At 73.4% G+C, this 17,205-nt stretch carries 13 protein-coding genes and 1 riboswitch; of the genes, 10 read left to right on the top strand and 3 right to left on the bottom strand.

The window, feature by feature from the left end:
- Positions 1 to 152: 152 nt before the first annotated feature.
- The 4 genes from RLT58_RS08680 to RLT58_RS08665 all read left to right on the top strand — a co-directional run bounded on the left by RLT58_RS08680 (position 153) and on the right by RLT58_RS08665 (position 5,097).
- Positions 153 to 1,523: a M16 family metallopeptidase gene (locus RLT58_RS08680; protein WP_311309824.1), complete on the top strand. Its 1,371-nt coding sequence runs from the start codon at positions 153 to 155 to the stop codon at positions 1,521 to 1,523.
- A gap of 26 nt (positions 1,524 to 1,549) precedes the next feature.
- Positions 1,550 to 2,932, top strand: coding sequence for a M16 family metallopeptidase (locus RLT58_RS08675; protein ID WP_311314446.1), 1,383 nt, complete (start codon positions 1,550 to 1,552; stop codon positions 2,930 to 2,932).
- Positions 2,933 to 3,142: 210 nt separating this feature from the next.
- Positions 3,143 to 3,310: riboswitch (cyclic di-AMP (ydaO/yuaA leader) on the top strand.
- Between the two features lie 13 nt (positions 3,311 to 3,323).
- Entirely contained in the window at positions 3,324 to 4,157 is an 834-nt protein-coding gene (locus RLT58_RS08670) for a M23 family metallopeptidase (RefSeq protein ID WP_311309823.1), read from the top strand.
- A 235-nt stretch (positions 4,158 to 4,392) separates the two neighbouring features.
- Positions 4,393 to 5,097 (top strand): GntR family transcriptional regulator, encoded by a 705-nt coding sequence (locus RLT58_RS08665; RefSeq protein ID WP_311309822.1) that lies wholly within the window; start codon positions 4,393 to 4,395, stop codon positions 5,095 to 5,097.
- Between the two features lie 164 nt (positions 5,098 to 5,261).
- On the opposite strand, the gene RLT58_RS08660 is transcribed toward RLT58_RS08665, so the two are convergent.
- Entirely contained in the window at positions 5,262 to 5,543 is a 282-nt protein-coding gene (locus RLT58_RS08660) for an HPr family phosphocarrier protein (protein ID WP_018520603.1), read from the bottom strand.
- A 174-nt stretch (positions 5,544 to 5,717) separates the two neighbouring features.
- Here RLT58_RS08660 and RLT58_RS08655 point away from each other — a divergent pair, with 174 nt between their 5' ends.
- The 5 genes from RLT58_RS08655 (at position 5,718) to RLT58_RS08635 (ending at position 13,744) form a co-directional block, all read left to right on the top strand.
- Entirely contained in the window at positions 5,718 to 8,585 is a 2,868-nt protein-coding gene (locus RLT58_RS08655; protein WP_311309821.1) for a bifunctional acetate--CoA ligase family protein/GNAT family N-acetyltransferase, read from the top strand.
- Positions 8,586 to 8,675: 90 nt separating this feature from the next.
- Positions 8,676 to 9,272 (top strand): DUF5998 family protein, encoded by a 597-nt coding sequence (locus tag RLT58_RS08650; RefSeq protein ID WP_136327834.1) that lies wholly within the window; start codon positions 8,676 to 8,678, stop codon positions 9,270 to 9,272.
- Positions 9,272 to 10,459, top strand: coding sequence for an alkaline phosphatase family protein (locus tag RLT58_RS08645; protein WP_311309820.1), 1,188 nt, complete (start codon positions 9,272 to 9,274; stop codon positions 10,457 to 10,459). Before RLT58_RS08650 ends, RLT58_RS08645 begins: the two co-directional genes overlap by 1 nt.
- Before the next feature lie 58 nt (positions 10,460 to 10,517).
- Positions 10,518 to 11,168, top strand: a complete 651-nt coding sequence (locus tag RLT58_RS08640; RefSeq protein WP_311309819.1) for a thymidine kinase — start codon at positions 10,518 to 10,520, stop codon at positions 11,166 to 11,168.
- A 71-nt stretch (positions 11,169 to 11,239) separates the two neighbouring features.
- Positions 11,240 to 13,744 carry an MDR family MFS transporter gene (locus RLT58_RS08635; RefSeq protein ID WP_311309818.1) on the top strand — a complete coding sequence of 835 codons (2,505 nt, stop codon included), beginning with the start codon at positions 11,240 to 11,242 and terminating at the stop codon, positions 13,742 to 13,744.
- A 9-nt stretch (positions 13,745 to 13,753) separates the two neighbouring features.
- Here the strand turns inward: RLT58_RS08635 and RLT58_RS08630 are convergent, their stop codons facing one another.
- Complete coding sequence (locus tag RLT58_RS08630) at positions 13,754 to 14,530, bottom strand: VOC family protein (RefSeq protein ID WP_311309817.1); 777 nt, start codon at positions 14,528 to 14,530, stop codon at positions 13,754 to 13,756.
- A gap of 233 nt (positions 14,531 to 14,763) precedes the next feature.
- Between RLT58_RS08630 and RLT58_RS08625 the strand changes: the two genes are divergently transcribed.
- Positions 14,764 to 15,594, top strand: a complete 831-nt coding sequence (locus RLT58_RS08625) for a sulfurtransferase (RefSeq protein WP_311309816.1) — start codon at positions 14,764 to 14,766, stop codon at positions 15,592 to 15,594.
- A gap of 106 nt (positions 15,595 to 15,700) precedes the next feature.
- On the opposite strand, the gene sepH is transcribed toward RLT58_RS08625, so the two are convergent.
- Entirely contained in the window at positions 15,701 to 16,759 is a 1,059-nt protein-coding gene (gene sepH, locus RLT58_RS08620) for a septation protein SepH (RefSeq protein WP_311309815.1), read from the bottom strand.
- Positions 16,760 to 17,205 lie beyond the last annotated feature (446 nt).

Below are 17,205 nucleotides of genomic sequence, written 5' to 3'. Positions count from 1 at the left end.
CGTCCCAAAGGGCGTTCTCCACCCGTCCCGAGGCGGTCGGGACCCTCTTTCCCGCTAACTTTCGCGGCACGGGAACTTCGCCAGGTGTCGGTGCGCTTGCTTACAGTGGCAGGTCTCGCAGTAAAACCAGTATCGCGATCGAAGGGACGTACATGCCCATGGGTCACACGGCCACAGCCCAGGCCGGCTCCGGCGGCTTGACAGCGACCGAGCACCGTCTGGCCAACGGCCTGCGCGTGGTGCTCTCCGAGGACCATCTGACCCCGGTCGCCGCGGTGTGCCTCTGGTACGACGTCGGCTCGCGCCACGAGGTCAAGGGACGCACAGGTCTGGCTCACCTCTTCGAGCACCTGATGTTCCAGGGCTCCGGCCAGGTCAAGGGGAACGGGCACTTCGAGCTGGTGCAGGGCGCCGGCGGCTCGCTCAACGGGACGACCAGCTTCGAGCGCACCAACTACTTCGAGACGATGCCGACGCACCAGCTGGAGCTGGCCCTGTGGCTCGAGGCCGACCGGATGGGCTCCCTGCTCGCCGCGCTCGACGAGGAGTCCATGGAGAACCAGCGCGACGTCGTCAAGAACGAGCGCCGACAGCGCTACGACAACGTCCCGTACGGCACCGCGTTCGAGAGGCTCACCGCCCTCGCCTACCCGGAGGGCCACCCGTACCACCACACCCCGATCGGCTCGATGGCCGACCTGGACGCGGCCACCCTCGAGGACGCGCGGACCTTCTTCCGTACGTACTACGCGCCGAACAACGCGGTGCTGTCGGTCGTCGGTGACATCGACCCCGAGCAGACGCTCGCCTGGATCGAGAAGTACTTCGGCTCCATCCCGTCGCACGACGGCAAGCAGCCGCCGCGCGACGGCGCGCTGCCCGGGACCATCGGCGGCCAGCTGCGCGAGGAGGTCCGCGAGGAGGTGCCGGCGCGCGCCCTGATGGCCGCCTACCGGCTGCCCCACGACGGCACCCGCGAGTGCGACGCCGCCGATCTCGCCCTCACCGTGCTCGGCGGCGGCGAGTCGTCCCGGCTGCACAACCGCCTGGTCCGCCGCGACCGGACGGCCGTCGCCGCCGGATTCGGGCTGCTCCGGCTGGCCGGCGCGCCCTCGCTCGGCTGGCTGGACGTCAAGACGTCCGGCGGGGTCGAGGTGGCACAGATCGAGGCCGCCGTCGACGAGGAGCTCGCCCGGTTCGCCGAGGAGGGCCCCACGCCCGAGGAAATGGAACGCGCGCAGGCCCAGTTGGAGCGCGAGTGGCTGGACCGCCTCGGCACGGTCGCGGGCCGCGCCGACGAACTGTGCCGGTACGCGGTGCTGTTCGGCGACCCCCAGCTCGCCCTGACCGCCGTGCACCGGGTCCTCGACGTCACGGCGGAAGAGGTCAAGGCCGCCGCCGCGGCCCAGCTGCGGCCCGACAACCGGGCGGTCCTGGTCTACGAGCCCATCGAGTCGGCCGAATCCGCCGAAGAGGCGGACGCCGCCACCGACACCGACGCGCCGGAAGGGGCGGACCAGTGACCGACGCTGCCGCGACTGGAGTCTCGATGGAGTACCACCCGCAGCCCGCCCCCGGCGTGGCCAGGCCCTGGGCCTTCCCCGCGCCCGAGCGCGGCTCCCTGCCCAACGGCCTCACGGTGCTGCGCTGCCACCGCCCCGGCCAGCAGGTCGTCGCCGTCGAGATCTTCCTCGACGCCCCGCTGGACGCCGAGCCCGAGGGACTGGACGGGGTCGCGACGATCATGTCGCGCGCACTGTCCGAGGGCACCGACAAGCAGAGCGCCGAGGAGTTCGCCGCCGAGCTGGAGCGGTGCGGCGCCACCCTGGACGCCCACGCCGACCACCCCGGTGTCCGGGTCTCCCTGGAGGTTCCGGCGTCCCGGCTGGCCAAGGCGCTCGGCCTGGTCGCCGAGGCGCTGCGGGCGCCGGCCTTCGCCGACAGCGAGATCGAGCGGCTGGTGGGCAACCGCCTGGACGAGATCCCCCACGAGCAGGCCAACCCGGCCCGCCGCGCGGCCAAGCAGCTCTCCAAGGAACTCTTCCCGGCCACGGCCCGCATGTCGCGCCCGCGGCTGGGCACCGAGGAGACCGTGGCGCGGATCGACTCCGCCGCCGTGCGCGCCTTCTACGACGCGCACGTCCGCCCGTCCACCGCGACCGCCGTGGTCGTCGGCGACCTGACCGGCATCGACCTGGACGCGCTGCTCGCCGACACCCTCGGCGACTGGTCGGGCAACACGGCCGAGCCCCGTCCCGTCCCGCCGATCACCGCCGACGACACCGGCCGTGTGGTGATCGTGGACCGGCCCGGCGCGGTGCAGACGCAGCTGCTGATCGGCCGGATCGGCGCCGACCGCCACGACAGCGTGTGGCCGGCCCAGGTGCTCGGGACGTACTGCCTGGGCGGCACGCTCACCTCCCGGCTCGACCGGGTGCTGCGCGAGGAGAAGGGCTACACGTACGGCGTGCGGGCCTTCGCCCAGGTGCTGCGCTCCTCCGCCCCGGACTCCGCCTCGGGGGCGACGGGGGCCGCGATGCTCGCCATCAGCGGGTCCGTGGACACCGAGTCCACCGGTCCGGCGCTGGAGGACCTGTGGAAGGTCCTGCGCACGCTGGCGGCCGAGGGGCTGACGGACGCCGAGCGCGAGACGGCCGTGCAGAACCTCGTGGGCGTCGCCCCGCTGAAGTTCGAGACGGCGGCCTCCGTCGCGGGCACCCTGGCCGACCAGGTCGAGCAGCACCTCCCGGACGACTACCAGGCGCAGCTGTACGCGCGCCTCGCCGAGACGGGCACGGTGGAGGCCACCGCGGCCGTGGTCAACGCGTTCCCGGGGGACCGGCTGGTCACGGTGCTGGTCGGCGACGCCGCGCAGATCGAGGAGCCCGTCAGGGCGCTCGGCATCGGAGAGGTGTCGGTCGTCAGCGGCTGACCCTCACACCGCCCCGAACCGGGGCAGACGGAAGGCTCCGGCGGGTCGATCCCCGCCGGAGCCTTCCGTTTTGTCCGCTTTGCGGGAGAGGTTGCCCCTCTGCCCTGTGGGATGCGCTACAAAACCGGCTGTCCGTTTGGTGACGGGAAGCGGCCCCGCTTAGCGTCGGCTCCGCTGTCCGTCACTCGTATGCCGCATCCGTGCCATACCGGGCAGCCATCGCCGAGTCCCCGTCAGGCGCGAGCCTGGGGAGCCGGGGACCCACGCAGTCCCTGGGGTGAATCGGACGCCCGCGCCTCGTGCGAGGCCGGCGCATCCGTAGGAGACCTTCCTGCTCCGAACCCGTCAGCTAACCCGGTAGGCGAGAAGGAAGGAAAGGACCAGCCACCCCATGGCGTTCACCCGTGCCACCGGGAAGCACCGTGCCCCGAACCGTCTGACGCGCCGCGGCGCGAAGGCTGTCGGCATCGCGACTCTCGCCACCACCGGCGTCATCGGCGGGCTGGCCTCCCCGGCCCTCGCCGCGGACACCGGGACCCCCTCCGCAGGCGAGACCGGTCTCTCGCAGATCATCACCATCGAGAACACCCTCGCCGAGCGGATCGAGGCGCAGGCCGACGTGCAGCAGCACCAGGCCGATGTCGCCGAGAAGAAGGCGGAAGCCAAGGCGAAGGCCGCGAAGAAGGCCGAGGCGAAGAAGAAGGCCGAGGCCAAGGCCAAGGCGGCGGCGAAGGCCAAGGCGAAGGCCGCCCGCGCCGAGAAGGCCCGTGAGAGCGCCTCGCGCGCCACCCGCTCCACCGCGCGCACCGCCCTGGGCGCGTCCTTCCGGCTCCCCGTCGCCGGTTCGTACGTGACCACCGGCTACAAGTCCAGCGGCTCGCTCTGGTCCTCCGGCAGCCACTCCGGCATCGACTTCCACGCCGCGTCCGGCAGCTCCGTCGTCGCGGTCGGCTCCGGCACGGTCGTCGAGGCCGGCTGGGGCGGCGCGTACGGCAACAACATCGTGCTCCGGATGGCGGACGGCACGTACACCCAGTACGGCCACCTCTCCTCCATCGGTGTCTCCGTCGGCCAGAGCGTCGGCGCGGGCCGGCAGATCGGGCTCTCCGGCTCCACCGGCAACTCCACGGGCCCGCACCTCCACTTCGAGGCCCGCACCACGCCCTCGTACGGCTCCGACATGGACCCCGTCGCCTACCTGCGCGCGCACGGCGTCACGGTCTGACCGGCCCGAAGCTTCCCCCCACGGAACCCCACGACGAAGGCCCCGGCACCACGCCGGGGCCTTCGTCGTGCCCGCCGCGCCGGGCACTCGGCCTCACCTGTCGCCGAACGGGTCCGTGACCAAAAGATATTCATGAATTTCCACCCGGCATCGGAAATGCGTCCGCATTGCAATAGAGTCACGGTGCAGGCGTCGATCGGCCGCGTTTCGCGGGGATTAATGCGGAGGTTCGGACATGCGCATTCCGGCGCATTCGGTATGCACGGCAATCCGTGACGACATCGTCTCCGGTGTCTTCGAGCGCGGCAGCCGACTCACCGAGGAGGTGCTCGCGCGCCGTTACGGGGTCTCCCGGGTCCCGGTCCGCGAAGCGCTGCGCACCCTGGAGTCCGAGGGTTTCGTCGTCACCCGCCGGCACGCCGGAGCCTGTGTCGCCGAGCCGACCGAGCAGGAGGCCGCCGACCTCCTGGAGGTCCGGATGCTGCTGGAGCCGCTCGGTGCGGCCCGCGCCGCCCAGCGCCGCACCGAGGCGCACCTCAAGGTGTTGCGCGGCCTGGTCAGGCTGGGCCAGGAGCGGGCCCGCCGGGGCGAGGGGGAGGATCTGCGCTCCCTGGGCGGCTGGTTCCACGAGACGCTCGCCCAGGCCTCGGGCAGCGCGGGCCTGATCGCCCTGCTCACCCAGCTGCGGCACAAGATCGCCTGGATGTACGCGGTCGACCAGCCGGCCCGCCCCGCCGACTCCTGGGCCGAGCACGGGGCCATCGTGGACGCCGTGGCCCGGGGGGACGCGGACCGCGCCAGGGCCCTCGCCGCCCAGCACGCCGAGCGGGCCACCGCCGCCCACCGGCTGCGCCGCCCGGGCCGCCCGGAGGCCGCCGCCCGTCCCGGCCGGGTGAGGAGTTCGCAACATTCCGTAAACACCCCGAGCGGCCGCCTTTAACAATGCCCCCGTATACAAAGAGCGGGTATTTCGCGGGGCTTTCTTTCGGCTGCCCGAATTCCGTCGGGCAGGCCGCGCCTTTTGTGTGAACGAAGAAGCCGCGACACCCCTCAGGGGTGCCGCGGCTTCTTCGCAGAAATCCGAGCGGTCGCGACCGCCTCGAATCAGACGGTCTCCGGAAGCTCCTCGAGCCCCTCGGCGACCAGCTTGGCCAGACGGTCCAGAGCGGCCTCGGCGTTGTCCGCCTCGGACGCGAGCACGATCTCCTCGCCGCCCTGCGCGCCGAGGCCGAGCACCGCGAGCATGGAGGCCGCGTTCACCGGGTTGCCGTCCGCCTTGGCGATGGTGACGGGGACGCCGGAGGCCGTAGCGGCACGGACGAAGATGGAAGCGGGGCGGGCGTGCAGGCCCTCGGCCCAACCGACGTTGACGCGGCGCTCAGCCATGGTTCTGCCCTTCACGAATCAATGGTTGTCTAGACCAGTCTCTCATGGGGTGCGCGATGCTCCGGGCCGACCCGCGGGCCGTCCCCGGCCCGCCCCGCACCACCGGCCGGCCACCCTCAGACTGCCCCGGCCCCGGCACCCACGCGACCCGTGAGGCGGCCGTAGGCTTGGCCCATGCAGCCCTCTCCGGAGCAGAGTCCGCATCACGCCTACCCCGATCACTGGGAGGCGGACGTGGTGCTCCGCGACGGCGGCACCGCGCGGATCAGGCCGATCACCACGGACGACGCCGACCGGCTGGTCAGCTTCTACGAGCAGGTGTCCGACGAGTCGAAGTACTACCGCTTCTTCGCGCCCTACCCCCGGCTCTCCGCCAAGGACGTCCACCGCTTCACCCATCACGACTACGTCGACAGGGTGGGACTGGCCGTCACCGTGGGCGGCGAGTTCATCGCCACCGTCCGCTTCGACCGGATCGACGCGACCGGCCGGCCCGCCTCCGCCCCCGCCGACGAGGCCGAGGTCGCCTTCCTCGTCCAGGACGCGCACCAGGGCCGGGGCGTGGCCTCGACCCTGCTCGAACACATCGCGGCCGTCGCCCGCGAGCGCGGCATCCGGCGCTTCGCCGCCGAGGTGCTGCCCGCCAACAACAAGATGATCAAGGTGTTCCGGGACGCCGGGTACACCCAGCAGCGCAGCTTCGAGGACGGCTCCGTCCATCTGACCCTGGACCTCGAACCGACCGCCGAGTCCCTGGCCGTCCAGCGCGCCCGCGAACAGCGCGCCGAGGCGCGCTCGGTGCAGCGGCTGCTCGCCCCGGGCTCCGTCGCCGTCATCGGCGTCGGCCGCACCCCCGGCGGCGTCGGCCGCACGGTCCTGCGCAACCTCCTGGCCGCGGGCTTCACCGGCCGCGCCTACGCCGTCAACAGCGCCATCGCCCCCGACCAGGCCACCATCGACGGGGTCCCCGCCCACCGCTCCCTCGGCGAGATCGACGAGTCCGTGGACCTCGCGGTCGTCGCCGTCCCCGCCGACCGGGTGCCGGAGGCCGTCGCGGACTGCGGGGAGCACGGCGTGCAGGGCCTGGTGGTCCTCTCCGCCGGATACGCCGAGTGGGGCGCGGAGGGGCGCGAACGCCAGCGCGAACTGGTGCGCCAGGCCCGTTCGTACGGCATGCGCATCATCGGGCCCAACGCCTTCGGTGTCATCAACAACTCCGAGGCGGTCCGGCTCAACGCCTCCCTCGCGCCGGAGCGGCCCGCCTCCGGGCGCATCGGCCTGTTCACCCAGTCCGGCGCGATCGGCATCGCCCTGCTGTCCGGGCTCTACCGGCGAGGCGCGGGCCTCTCCACCTTCATCTCGGCGGGCAACCGCGCCGACATCTCCGGAAACGACTTCCTCCAGTACTGGTACGAGGACCCGGACACCGATGTCGCCCTGCTGTACCTGGAGTCGCTCGGCAACCCCCGCAAGTTCACCCGCCTCGCCCGCCGGACCGCCGCCGTGAAGCCGGTCGTCGTGGTCAAGGGCGCCCGGCACAGCGGCTCCACCCCGCCCGGCCACGCGGTCCCCGTCAGCCGCATCCCGGACGCCACGGTCTCCGCGCTGATGCGGCAGGCCGGCGTGATCCGCGTCGACACGGTGACGGAGATGGTCGACGCCGGGCTCCTCCTCGCCGACCAGCCGCTCCCGGCCGGCGGACGCGTCGCGATCCTCGGCAACTCCGAGTCCCTCGGGCTGCTCACGTACGACGCCTGCCTGGCCGAGGGGCTCCGCCCGCGCCCGCCCGTCGACCTCACCACGGCCGCCACTCCGCAGGACTTCCGGGACGCGCTGGCCGCCGCGCTCGCCGACGGGGGCTGCGACGCCGTGATCGTGACGGCCATCCCCTGGGTGGGGGAGAACGGCGAGGCGGAGTCGGGCGACGGCGAGGTCCTGGCCACCGCGCTGCACGCGGCGGCCGCCACCGGACCGGCCAAGCCGGTGGCCGTGGTCCATGTCGAGATCGGCGGCCTGGCCGAGGCGCTGGCCGCCGCCACCAGCACCGTGGCCCAGCAGCGCCCGGCCCCGGCACGCCCCCCGGGCGCCCCCGCCGGAACTGCCGCAACCGCCGAAGCCGCCGAAGCCGCCGAGCCCGCGGACACCGCCGCGATCCCCCGCGCGGTCGGCCGTATCCCCGCCTACCCCGCCGCCGAACGCGCCGTCCGCGCGCTCGCCGAAGCCGTGAAGTACGCCCAGTGGCGCCGCCAGGCGGCGGTCCCCGGCAAGGTGCCCGAGTTCCTCGACGACACCATCGACGCGCCGGGTGCCGCCGCCCGGATCGACGCCCTGCTCGGCAAGGACCCCGATCCGCGCGGCCGGCCCCTGGAGCACGACGAGGCCCGTGCACTCCTCGCCTGCTACGGCATCACCGTCCGGCCGACGCTGCCCGCCCCCGACGCCGAGGCCGCCGTCGCGGCGGCCGGACAGCTCGGCTACCCGGTCGCGCTGAAGACCACCGCCCCCCATCTGCGCCACCGCGCCGACCTCGGCGGCGTCCGGCTGGACCTCGACGGCGAGAGCGCGCTGCGCCGCGCGTACGCCGAACTGACCGCCCTGCTCGGCAAGCCCGCCGAGCTCCGGCCCGTGGTCCAGGCCATGGCCCCGCGCGGCGTCGACACCGTCGTCCGGGCCTCGATCGACCCGGCCGCTGGTGCCGTCCTCTCCTTCGGCCTCGCGGGCGCGCCCTCCGAACTCCTCGGCGACACCGCCCACCGCCTGGTCCCGGCCACCGACCGCGACGCCGCCGAGCTGATCCGCTCCATCCGCGCTGCCCCGGTCCTGTTCGGCTGGCGCGGCTCCGCGCCGGTGGACACCGCCGCGCTGGAGGAATTGCTGCTGCGGGTCTCCCGGCTGGTCGACGACCACCCCGAGGTGGTCTCGGTCGCCCTGGAACCGGTCGTGGTGGCCACCCAGGGGCTGACCGTCCTCGGCGCGAGCGTCCGGCTCGCGGCGCCGCCGGCCCGGACCGACCTCGGCCCCCGCCGCCTCTCCAACTACTGACGCGGCCGCGCTCGTGTCCCCCTGGACCCCGCCGGTACGGGGGCCCCGCGGCGTCCCCGGCAGCCATCCGCCCCCCGTAGGATGGTGCGTATGGCTAAGACCGGTACGACGACCCAGGGGCTGCGCGCGGCGATCGAGCGCAGCGGCTACTACCCGGCCCTCGTGGCCGAGGCGGTGGAGGCCGCCGTCGGCGGTGAGCCGGTCGCTTCGTACCTGGTGCACCAGGAGACCACCTTCGACTCCAACGAGGTGCGCCGGCACGTCACGGTCCTGGTGCTCACGGACACCCGCTTCATCGTCAGCCACACCGACGAGCAGAACGCCGACACCAGCTCCCCGACGCCCTACGCCACCACCTCCACCGAGTCGGTCAAGCTCGACCGGATCTCCTCGGTCGTGGTCAGCCGGGTCGTGGCCAACCCGGAGAAGTACGTCCCGGGCACGCTGCCCCGCGAGGTCGTCCTGACCATCGGCTGGGGCGCGGTCTCCCGGATCGACCTGGAGCCCGCCGCCTGCGGCGATCCCAACTGTGAGGCCGACCACGGCTACACCGGCAGCTCCACCGCCGACGACCTGAGCCTGCGGGTCAGCGAGGCCGGCGACGGCCCGGACACCGTGCGCCAGACCCTGGCCTTCGCCCAGGCGCTCTCCGAGGCCACGGCCGCGACCGCGGCGGCCGGCCGCTGATGGCCCAGCCGGCCTGGCAGGACCCCGTCCTGCTGCCCGTCGACACCGCGCCCGTACCCGAGTACGGCAGCGGTTCGCTCGCCGACCTGCTGCCGACGCTGGCCGCCGGGCAGGGCGTCCCCGGCTTCGAGGCGACGATTCCCGAACTCACCCCGGCCGACCGCAACTGCGTCTTCCTGATCGACGGTCTCGGCTGGGAACAGATCAAGGCGCACCCCGACGAGGCCCCGTTCCTGCACTCCCTGCTGCCGACCTCGCGCGGCGGCACGGGCCGCCCGGTCACGGCGGGCTTCCCCGCCACGACCGCGACCTCGCTCGCCTCGGTGGGCACAGGACTGCCCCCCGGCGAGCACGGCCTGCCCGGCTACACCGTCCGCAACCCCGAGACCGGCGCGCTGATGAACCAGCTCCGCTGGACTCCCTGGACCGCGCCGAAGGTCTGGCAGCCCTACCCCACCGTCTTCCAGCGCGCCGACGCGGCGGGAGTCCGGACCGCCCAGGTCTCCGCCCCCGCCTTCGAGCAGACCCCGCTGACCAAGGTCGCGCTCAGCGGCGGCTCGTTCCTCGGCCGGCTCACCGGCGAGGAGCGGATGGACACCGCCGCCGAGCGGCTGGCCGCCGGCGACCGCTCGCTCGTCTACACGTACTACAGCGAGGTCGACGGCAAGGGCCACCGCTTCGGCGTCGACTCCGACGCCTGGCGCGGCCAGCTGATGTACGTCGACGGGCTGGCCCGGCGCCTCGCCGAGCAGCTTCCGCCGCGCTCGGCGCTCTACATCACGGCCGACCACGGGATGATCGACATCCCCTTCGACGAGCAGTCCCGGATCGACTTCGACGAGGACTGGGAGCTGCGCGCGGGCGTCGCGCTGCTCGGCGGCGAGGGCCGCGCCCGCCATGTGTACGCCGTCCCGGGCGCCGAGGCCGATGTGCTGACCGTCTGGCGCGAGGTGCTCGGCGAGCAGTTCTGGGTCGCGAGCCGTGACGAGGCCGTCGCGGCGGGCTGGTTCGGCCCCCGCATCGACGAACGGGTGCACGGCAGGATCGGCGATGTGGTCGCGGCGGCCCGCGACGACGTGGTGATCACCGCATCCGTCAACGAGCCCCACGAGTCCGCCATGGTCGGCATGCACGGCTCGATGACCCCCGTCGAGCAGCTCGTCCCGCTCCTCGAAGTACGCTCGTAGACCCTGCCGTCCCGTCCCGCCGTCCCCGCAGCCCGTCCCGAAAGGTGCTCGACCCCTCATGCCCGAGCTTGTGTTCTTCTCCGGAACGATGGACTGCGGAAAGAGCACGCTGGCCCTCCAGATCGGCCACAACCGGTCCGCGCGCGGCCTGGAGGGCGTGATCTTCACCCGGGACGACCGGGCGGGGGAGGCCAAGCTCTCCTCGCGTCTCGGCCTGGTCACCGAGGCGGTCGAGGCCACCGAGGGCATGGACATGTACGGGTATCTGGTCGACCTGCTGTCCAAGGGCGGCAAGGCCGACTATGTGATCGTCGACGAGGCGCAGTTCCTCGCCCCCGAGCAGATCGACCAGCTGGCCCGGGTCGTCGACGACCTCGGGCTCGACGTCTTCGCCTTCGGCATCACCACCGACTTCCGCACCCGGCTCTTCCCCGGCTCGCAGCGGCTGATCGAGCTCGCCGACCGGATAGAGGCCCTCCAGGTGGAGGCGCTGTGCTGGTGCGGCGCCCGCGCCACCCACAACGCCCGCACGGTGGGCGGGGAGATGGTGGTCGAGGGGGCCCAGGTGGTCGTCGGCGACGTCAACCGGCCGGTGGAGGAGATCGGTTACGAGGTGCTGTGCCGGCGCCACCACAACCGCCGCATGACCAGCGCCGCCGCCCGTGCCGGCGCGCTCTCGCCCGACGTGCTGCCGGTCAATTCCGCCTGAGCCGACCGGGCTTGCGGCGGGGATTCGGCGGATCACCGTCCCGTCTCGGACAGTTGGACTATCTTGCTTCCGTGAACCCGCTGACCTCCCAGGATCCGGCCCGCATCGGCCCGTACCGTCTGATCTCCCGGCTGGGCGAAGGAGGCATGGGCCTGGTCTATCTGGGCCGCTCCGAGGCCGGCCGTACCGTGGCCGTCAAGGTCGTGCAGGCCGAGTACGCCGGGAACCAGGAGTTCCGCCCGCGCTTCGCCCGCGAGGTCGCCGCCGCGCGCCGGGTCGGCGGCAGCTGGACCGCGGAGGTGCTCGACGCCGACCCCGAGGCCGCCGTCCCCTGGGTGGCGACGCGTTACATCCCCGGCCCCGACCTGACCACGGTCGTCGCCAAGGACTTCGGCCCGCTGCCCGAGCACTCGGTCCGTGTCCTCGCCAACCGGCTCGCCCTCGCCCTGGAGGCGGTGCACTCGGCGGGCCTGATCCACCGCGACCTCAAGCCCTCCAACGTCCTCGTCACCGTCGACGGGCCCCGGGTCATCGACTTCGGCATCGCCCGGGCCATGGACAGCCTCGCCGGGGACAGCCTGCACACCCGCACGGGCATGCTGATCGGGTCCCCGGGCTTCATGTCGCCCGAACAGGTCCGCGGCCTCGAACTCACCCCGGCCAGCGACGTCTTCTGCCTCGGCGCCGTCCTCGTCCACGCGGCCACCGGACGCCTGCTCTTCGGCGCGGCCGACACCGGCCTGCCCGCGCACCTCTTCCGGATCGCCGAGGACGAACCGGACCTCACCGGCGTGCCCGCCTCACTGCTCGACCTCGTACGCGCCTGCCTGGAGAAGGATCCGGCCAAGCGGCCCACCCCGAAGGAGGTGGCCGCCCGCACGGCGCAGGACTCGACGGCCGAGTGGCTGCCGGGCGTGGTCCTCGCCCAGCTCGGGCGCCACGCGGCCCAACTGCTGGACTACGCCCCCGACCTGCCCGTGGACGCCCCGCCCGCACGGCCGGACCCGCTGGTCAAGACCGCCCGCCCGCAGACCGCGCCCCCGCCGCCCGCCTACGCCCCGACGGCGCCGTCGCCGTTCGGCACACCGCAGGGATTCGGACCGCCGACGCCCCCGGGCACCTGGTCCGGCTTCCCGGCGGCCGCCCACCCCGGGGACCCGGCGCCGCCGCACCCCCGGCGCTGGTGGGGTCTTGCGGTGATCGTCCTGGCGCAGCTGCTGGTGCTGCTCGACGTGACGTCCTTCAACCTGGCGGCGCCGGTCCTCCAGGCCGACATGGGGATGCGCGCCGACGCCCTGAGCCCGTTGTTCATGGCCTACACGCTCTCCTTCGGCGGGCTGCTGCTGCTCGGCGGGCACATCGCGGACCGGACGGGACGCCGTCGCACCTTCCTCATCGGCCTCGCCGGATGCGCGGTGGCTTCCGCGCTCGGCGGCGCGGCCGGCGGAGAGGACCTGCTGATCCTCGCCCGCCTGCTGCAGGGCGCCTTCGCCGCGCTGCTCACCGCGTCCTCGCTGGCCCTGGTGACGACGGGCTTCACCGACCCGGAGGAGCGGCACCGGGCCATCGGTATCTACGCCGCGACCGCCGGCGGCGGCTCGGCGCTGGGCCTGTTCGCCGGGGGATGGCTCATGGAGAGCGCGACCTGGCGCCTGAGCCTGTACGCGGTCGCCGCCCTCGCGGTCACCGCCCTGATCGGCGCGGCGGCCCTGGTGCACGAACGCCCGGAGCCCACCGACGCCCGGCTCGACTCGGGCGGCGTCCTGGTGGGCACCGGCGGTCTCGTCGCCCTCGGCTACGGTCTCACCCAGGCCGGATCGGACGGCTGGACCGTGCCGCTGGTCCTGGCCGCCCTGACCGGGGGCGCACTCCTGCTCGGCGCCTTCCTCCTGTGGCACGCCGGGCGGGCGGACTCCTTCGCCGGGGCATCGCGGACCCCGGGCCAAGACCGCCTCGGCTGCTTCCTCGTCATCGCCCTGGCCGGCTCCGGAACCATGGGCTCGTTCGTGGCCGTGAACCACTTCCTGCTCGACGTCCTCGGCTACGCCCCCGCCAGGGCCGGCGCGGCCCTGCTGCCCATGGCCGCCGCGGCCGTCATCGGCGCCACGCAGGTGTCCGCCCGTCTGCTGATCCGGGCAGAGCCCCGCGTCCTGATCGTCGGCGGACTGGCGGTCATGACCGTCGGCCTGGTGGTCCTCACCCGGCTCGAACCCGGCGGCGGCTATGCCACCCACGTGCTGCCCGGCCTGCTTCTCACCGGCTTCGGCACCGGCATGTCCTTCATGCCGCTCCTCGCCACCGCGACGGCCGCCGCCGGCCCGGGGCTCGCCGGGGTGCGCTCCGGCACGGTCCTGGCGGGCCGCGAGCTGGGCATCACCCTGGGCTCGGCGCTGCTGAGCAGTGTCCTCGCCACCGAGCTGAGCCATGTGGCCTCGCAGAGCGACACAAGGGCGTCACTGCTGCGCGCCTACACGACCTCCCTCTGGTGGGCGGTCGGCGGCATGGTGCTCGCCTGCCTGGCCGCCGGCCTGATGATCACGGCCAAGGCGCCCGGGGCGCGAACCCCGGGCCGGTGAGGGAACGGCTCAGCGCTCGGCCGAGCACACGATCGTGAAGACCGCGCCCTCCGGGTCCGCCACCGTCGCCACCCTGCCCGCAGACCCTTCCCTGGGCTGTTGCAGGACGTGCCCGCCGAGCTCCACGACGTGCCGGGCGGCCTCGTCCGTGTCGGCGACCTCGAAGTACGTCATCCAGTGCGGCCCGCGGTCCCGCAGCAGGGTGTGTCCGACCCCGTGCAGGGAGGCCACGGGTCTGCCCTGGATGTGCAGGGTCTGGTAATCGAAGTCCGCCGAGACGACCGCCTCGGTCTCGTAGCCGAACACGGCCTGGTAGAACTTGGCGACGGTCGAGGTCTCCCGGGTCACCAGCTCGTTCCAGACCGGGGTGCCGGGCGCCCCGGCCAGTGCTGTGCCGCGATGCGCGGCCGCCTGCCAGATCCCGAACACGGCCCCGCCCGGATCGGAGGCGATGGCCATCCGGCCCGCCTCTCCCGCGTCCAGCGGCCCGACCGCGACCGTGCCGCCGCAGGCGCGGATCGACTCCGCGGTCAGGTCGGCGTCGTCCGTGGCCAGATAGGTGGTCCAGGCGATCGGGAGGTGCCGGTCGGGGGGCAGCTGGCCGATGCCCGCGACCTCCTTCCCGTCGATCAGGGCCCGGACGTACGGGCCGAGCTGCTCGGGGCCGGGCCCGAACTCCCAGCCGAACAGCTCGGCGTAGAAGTTCTGGGTCGTGTGCAGGCCGTGCACGATCAGGCTCACCCAGCAAGGTGTTCCGGGTGTACGCCGAGCGGCAGCCTCGGTCATCGTCTCTCTCTCCTCGGACCATCGTGGTGGCCGTACGGGGGGAACGGGGCCGGCGCGCCGTTGTGCGGTACGGGATGTGTACGCCCCGTGCAGATGCTTGCACCACCCGGCGCACGATGCGCCTCGGCCGCGCCGCTTTTTCCGGGATCTCGACGGAGGAGGTCCGGTTTGTCGCGGTACAGCCGTTTCGCCGTTGTTACGGATGGGCGGGCCCCTGCGCGAGGATGGCACCCATGAAGCCCATCATCTCCGCATCCGAATGTGCGAGCGAGTCGGCGGGGCCACGTCCGCCGGTGCTCCTGGACGTACGCTGGCAGCTCGGCGGCCCGCACGGCCGGCCCGACTACGAGGCCGGGCACATCCCCGGCGCGGTCTTCGTTGACCTCGATGAGGAACTCGCGGGCCCGGCGGGCGACGGCGGCCGCCACCCCCTGCCCGACCCGGAGGAATTCGGCGCCGCGATGCGCCGCGCCGGAGTCCGCCGGGACAGCTCGGTGATCGTGTACGACGGCGGCCTCGGCTGGGCCGCGGCGCGCGCCTGGTGGCTGCTGCGCTGGGCGGGTCACCGGGACGTCCGGGTGCTGGACGGCGGCCTCGCCGCCTGGACCGGCGAGCTGTCCAAGGAGATCCCGGAGCCCGCCGAGGGCGATTTCGTCCCCGCTCCGGGCGCGCTGCCCCTGCTGGACGCGGACGCGGCGGCGGCGCTGGCCAGGACCGGCCTGCTGCTCGACGCACGGGCCGCCGAGCGCTACCGGGGCGATGTGGAGCCCATCGACCGGGTCGGCGGACACATTCCCGGCGCGGTGTCGGCCCCCACCACCGAGAACGTCTCCGATGACGGGCGCTTCCGCCCTGCCGAGTGGCTGTCCTCCCGGTTCTCCGCACTGGGAGTGGCCGAGGGCGCCACGGAGGTCGGGGTGTACTGCGGCTCGGGTGTCTCCGGTGCGCACCAGGTGCTCGCTCTGGAGATCGCCGGGTACACGGGCGCCCTCTACGCGGGCTCCTGGTCGCAGTGGTCGAGCGACGAGTCCCGCCCGGTGGCGACCGGGCCCGACCCGCAGTAACCGATCGGTCGCCCGGCGCAACCGGCGCTGCCGGTTCCGTTTGGGCAGCGCACAGGGGTCCGTACGCGAGTGCGTACGGACCCCTGTCATGCTGCCGTCACCCGGGTCAGTCCTGCTTCTTGCGGCGTGTGCCGAAGACGATCTCGTCCCAGCTGGGCACTGCGGCCCGGCGGCCCGGCCGGACCCCGTCCGCCTCGGCCTGCCGGTCCGTGGTCCCGGTCAGCCGGTCGCGGTGACCGGCGACCGCGCGCGGCATCAGGACGTCCGCGTACGCGGAACCCGCGCCCGCCGACGCGGCGGGCGGCTCCTCGGCCTCCGGCTCCTGGACCGCGGGCTCGATGGCCGGGGGCTCGGGCGGCAAAGGCCGCTCGGGCACGACCATGTCGCCCCGGAAGCTGGGAACCGCCTCCAGCAGGCTGGTCAGCGAATCGCGCTCGCTCGCGGTGACCCCGCCGATGCGCTCCTCCGGCTCCGGGGGCGGCGGCGGGGCGGGGCGCTCGATCTGGCGGTCGAGGGCACGGTCCAGCGGCCGGTCGCGGGGCAGCCGGGCGATGCGCGGGACGAACGGGAAGCTGGGTTCGGGCGCCGCGACATCGTCCGTCTCGCCGATCAGCGAGCGGGCCTCGTCGTCGACGGCCTGGACCAGCCGGCGCGGCGGGTCGTACGTCCAGCTCGCCGAGTGCGGCTCGCCGGCGACCCGGTACACCAGCAGGACCTCCCAGGTGCCGTCGTCGCGGCGCCACGAGTCCCACTGGACGGTTTCCTTGTCGGCGCCGCGCAGCAGGAGGCGCTCCTGCACCGCCTCGCCGAGCTGGGGGCCGGTGTTCTCGCCGGGACGGCGCACGGGAGTCTTCCGGGCCCGCTCGGCCATGAAGGCACGCTCCGCGAGCACGGGGCCCTCGAAGCGGCGGACACGGTCGACCGGGATTCCGGCGAACTGGGCGACCTCCTCCGCGGACGCTCCGGCTCGTATCCGGGCCTGGATGTCGCGGGGGCGGAGGTGGCTCTCCACCTCGATCTCGATCTGGCCGAGCCGCGCGCGGTCGTTGCGCACGGCGGCTCGCAGCCGCTCGTCGATCGGAAGCGTGTACTCCGTGCTGTCCGCAGCCTTGAGCACCAGTCGTGTGCCGTCGTTGGAGACGGCCACGACACGCAGTTCGGGCATGGGGACCTCCCGGGTGGTGCCTGCCGACGTCACGTGCGTCGCTGCTTCCGCTAGTCGAGTGTGGCCTGCCCGGGTGCAGCCTGCCACAACATTGCCGTGTTGCCCGGCGTGTCGGGCGTGAGCCCTTGATCGCCGGTATGACACGGTGGCCTCTTGCGCAACGCAAAGTAACCGATGGTCACTCCGTGTAGCTGGCCCCCGTGTGATGCGGCGCCGCCGGATCGAGTGCCTCCTTCGGCCCCCTCCCGAAGGTTCCGGACGTCCACGCGGGAGTCCGGCCCCAGGGCTCGCCACAGTACTCCATTCGGGCCATGTGGGTGGACCGCCGCGCCGCCGAAGTTCTCGTCGGGTGCGGGAGTTGACCTACCCGCCCACACGCGAAAGCCCCGCCACCGGTGTTGTGCTTCACACAATCACCGCAACCGGAACTATCCGCTTCGCTCAAA

Source organism: Streptomyces sp. ITFR-16 (assembly GCF_031844705.1).
Lineage (GTDB): Bacteria > Actinomycetota > Actinomycetes > Streptomycetales > Streptomycetaceae > Streptomyces.
Note: the sequence above shows the minus strand (reverse complement) of the source record. Positions and strands in the feature narration are given on the sequence as shown.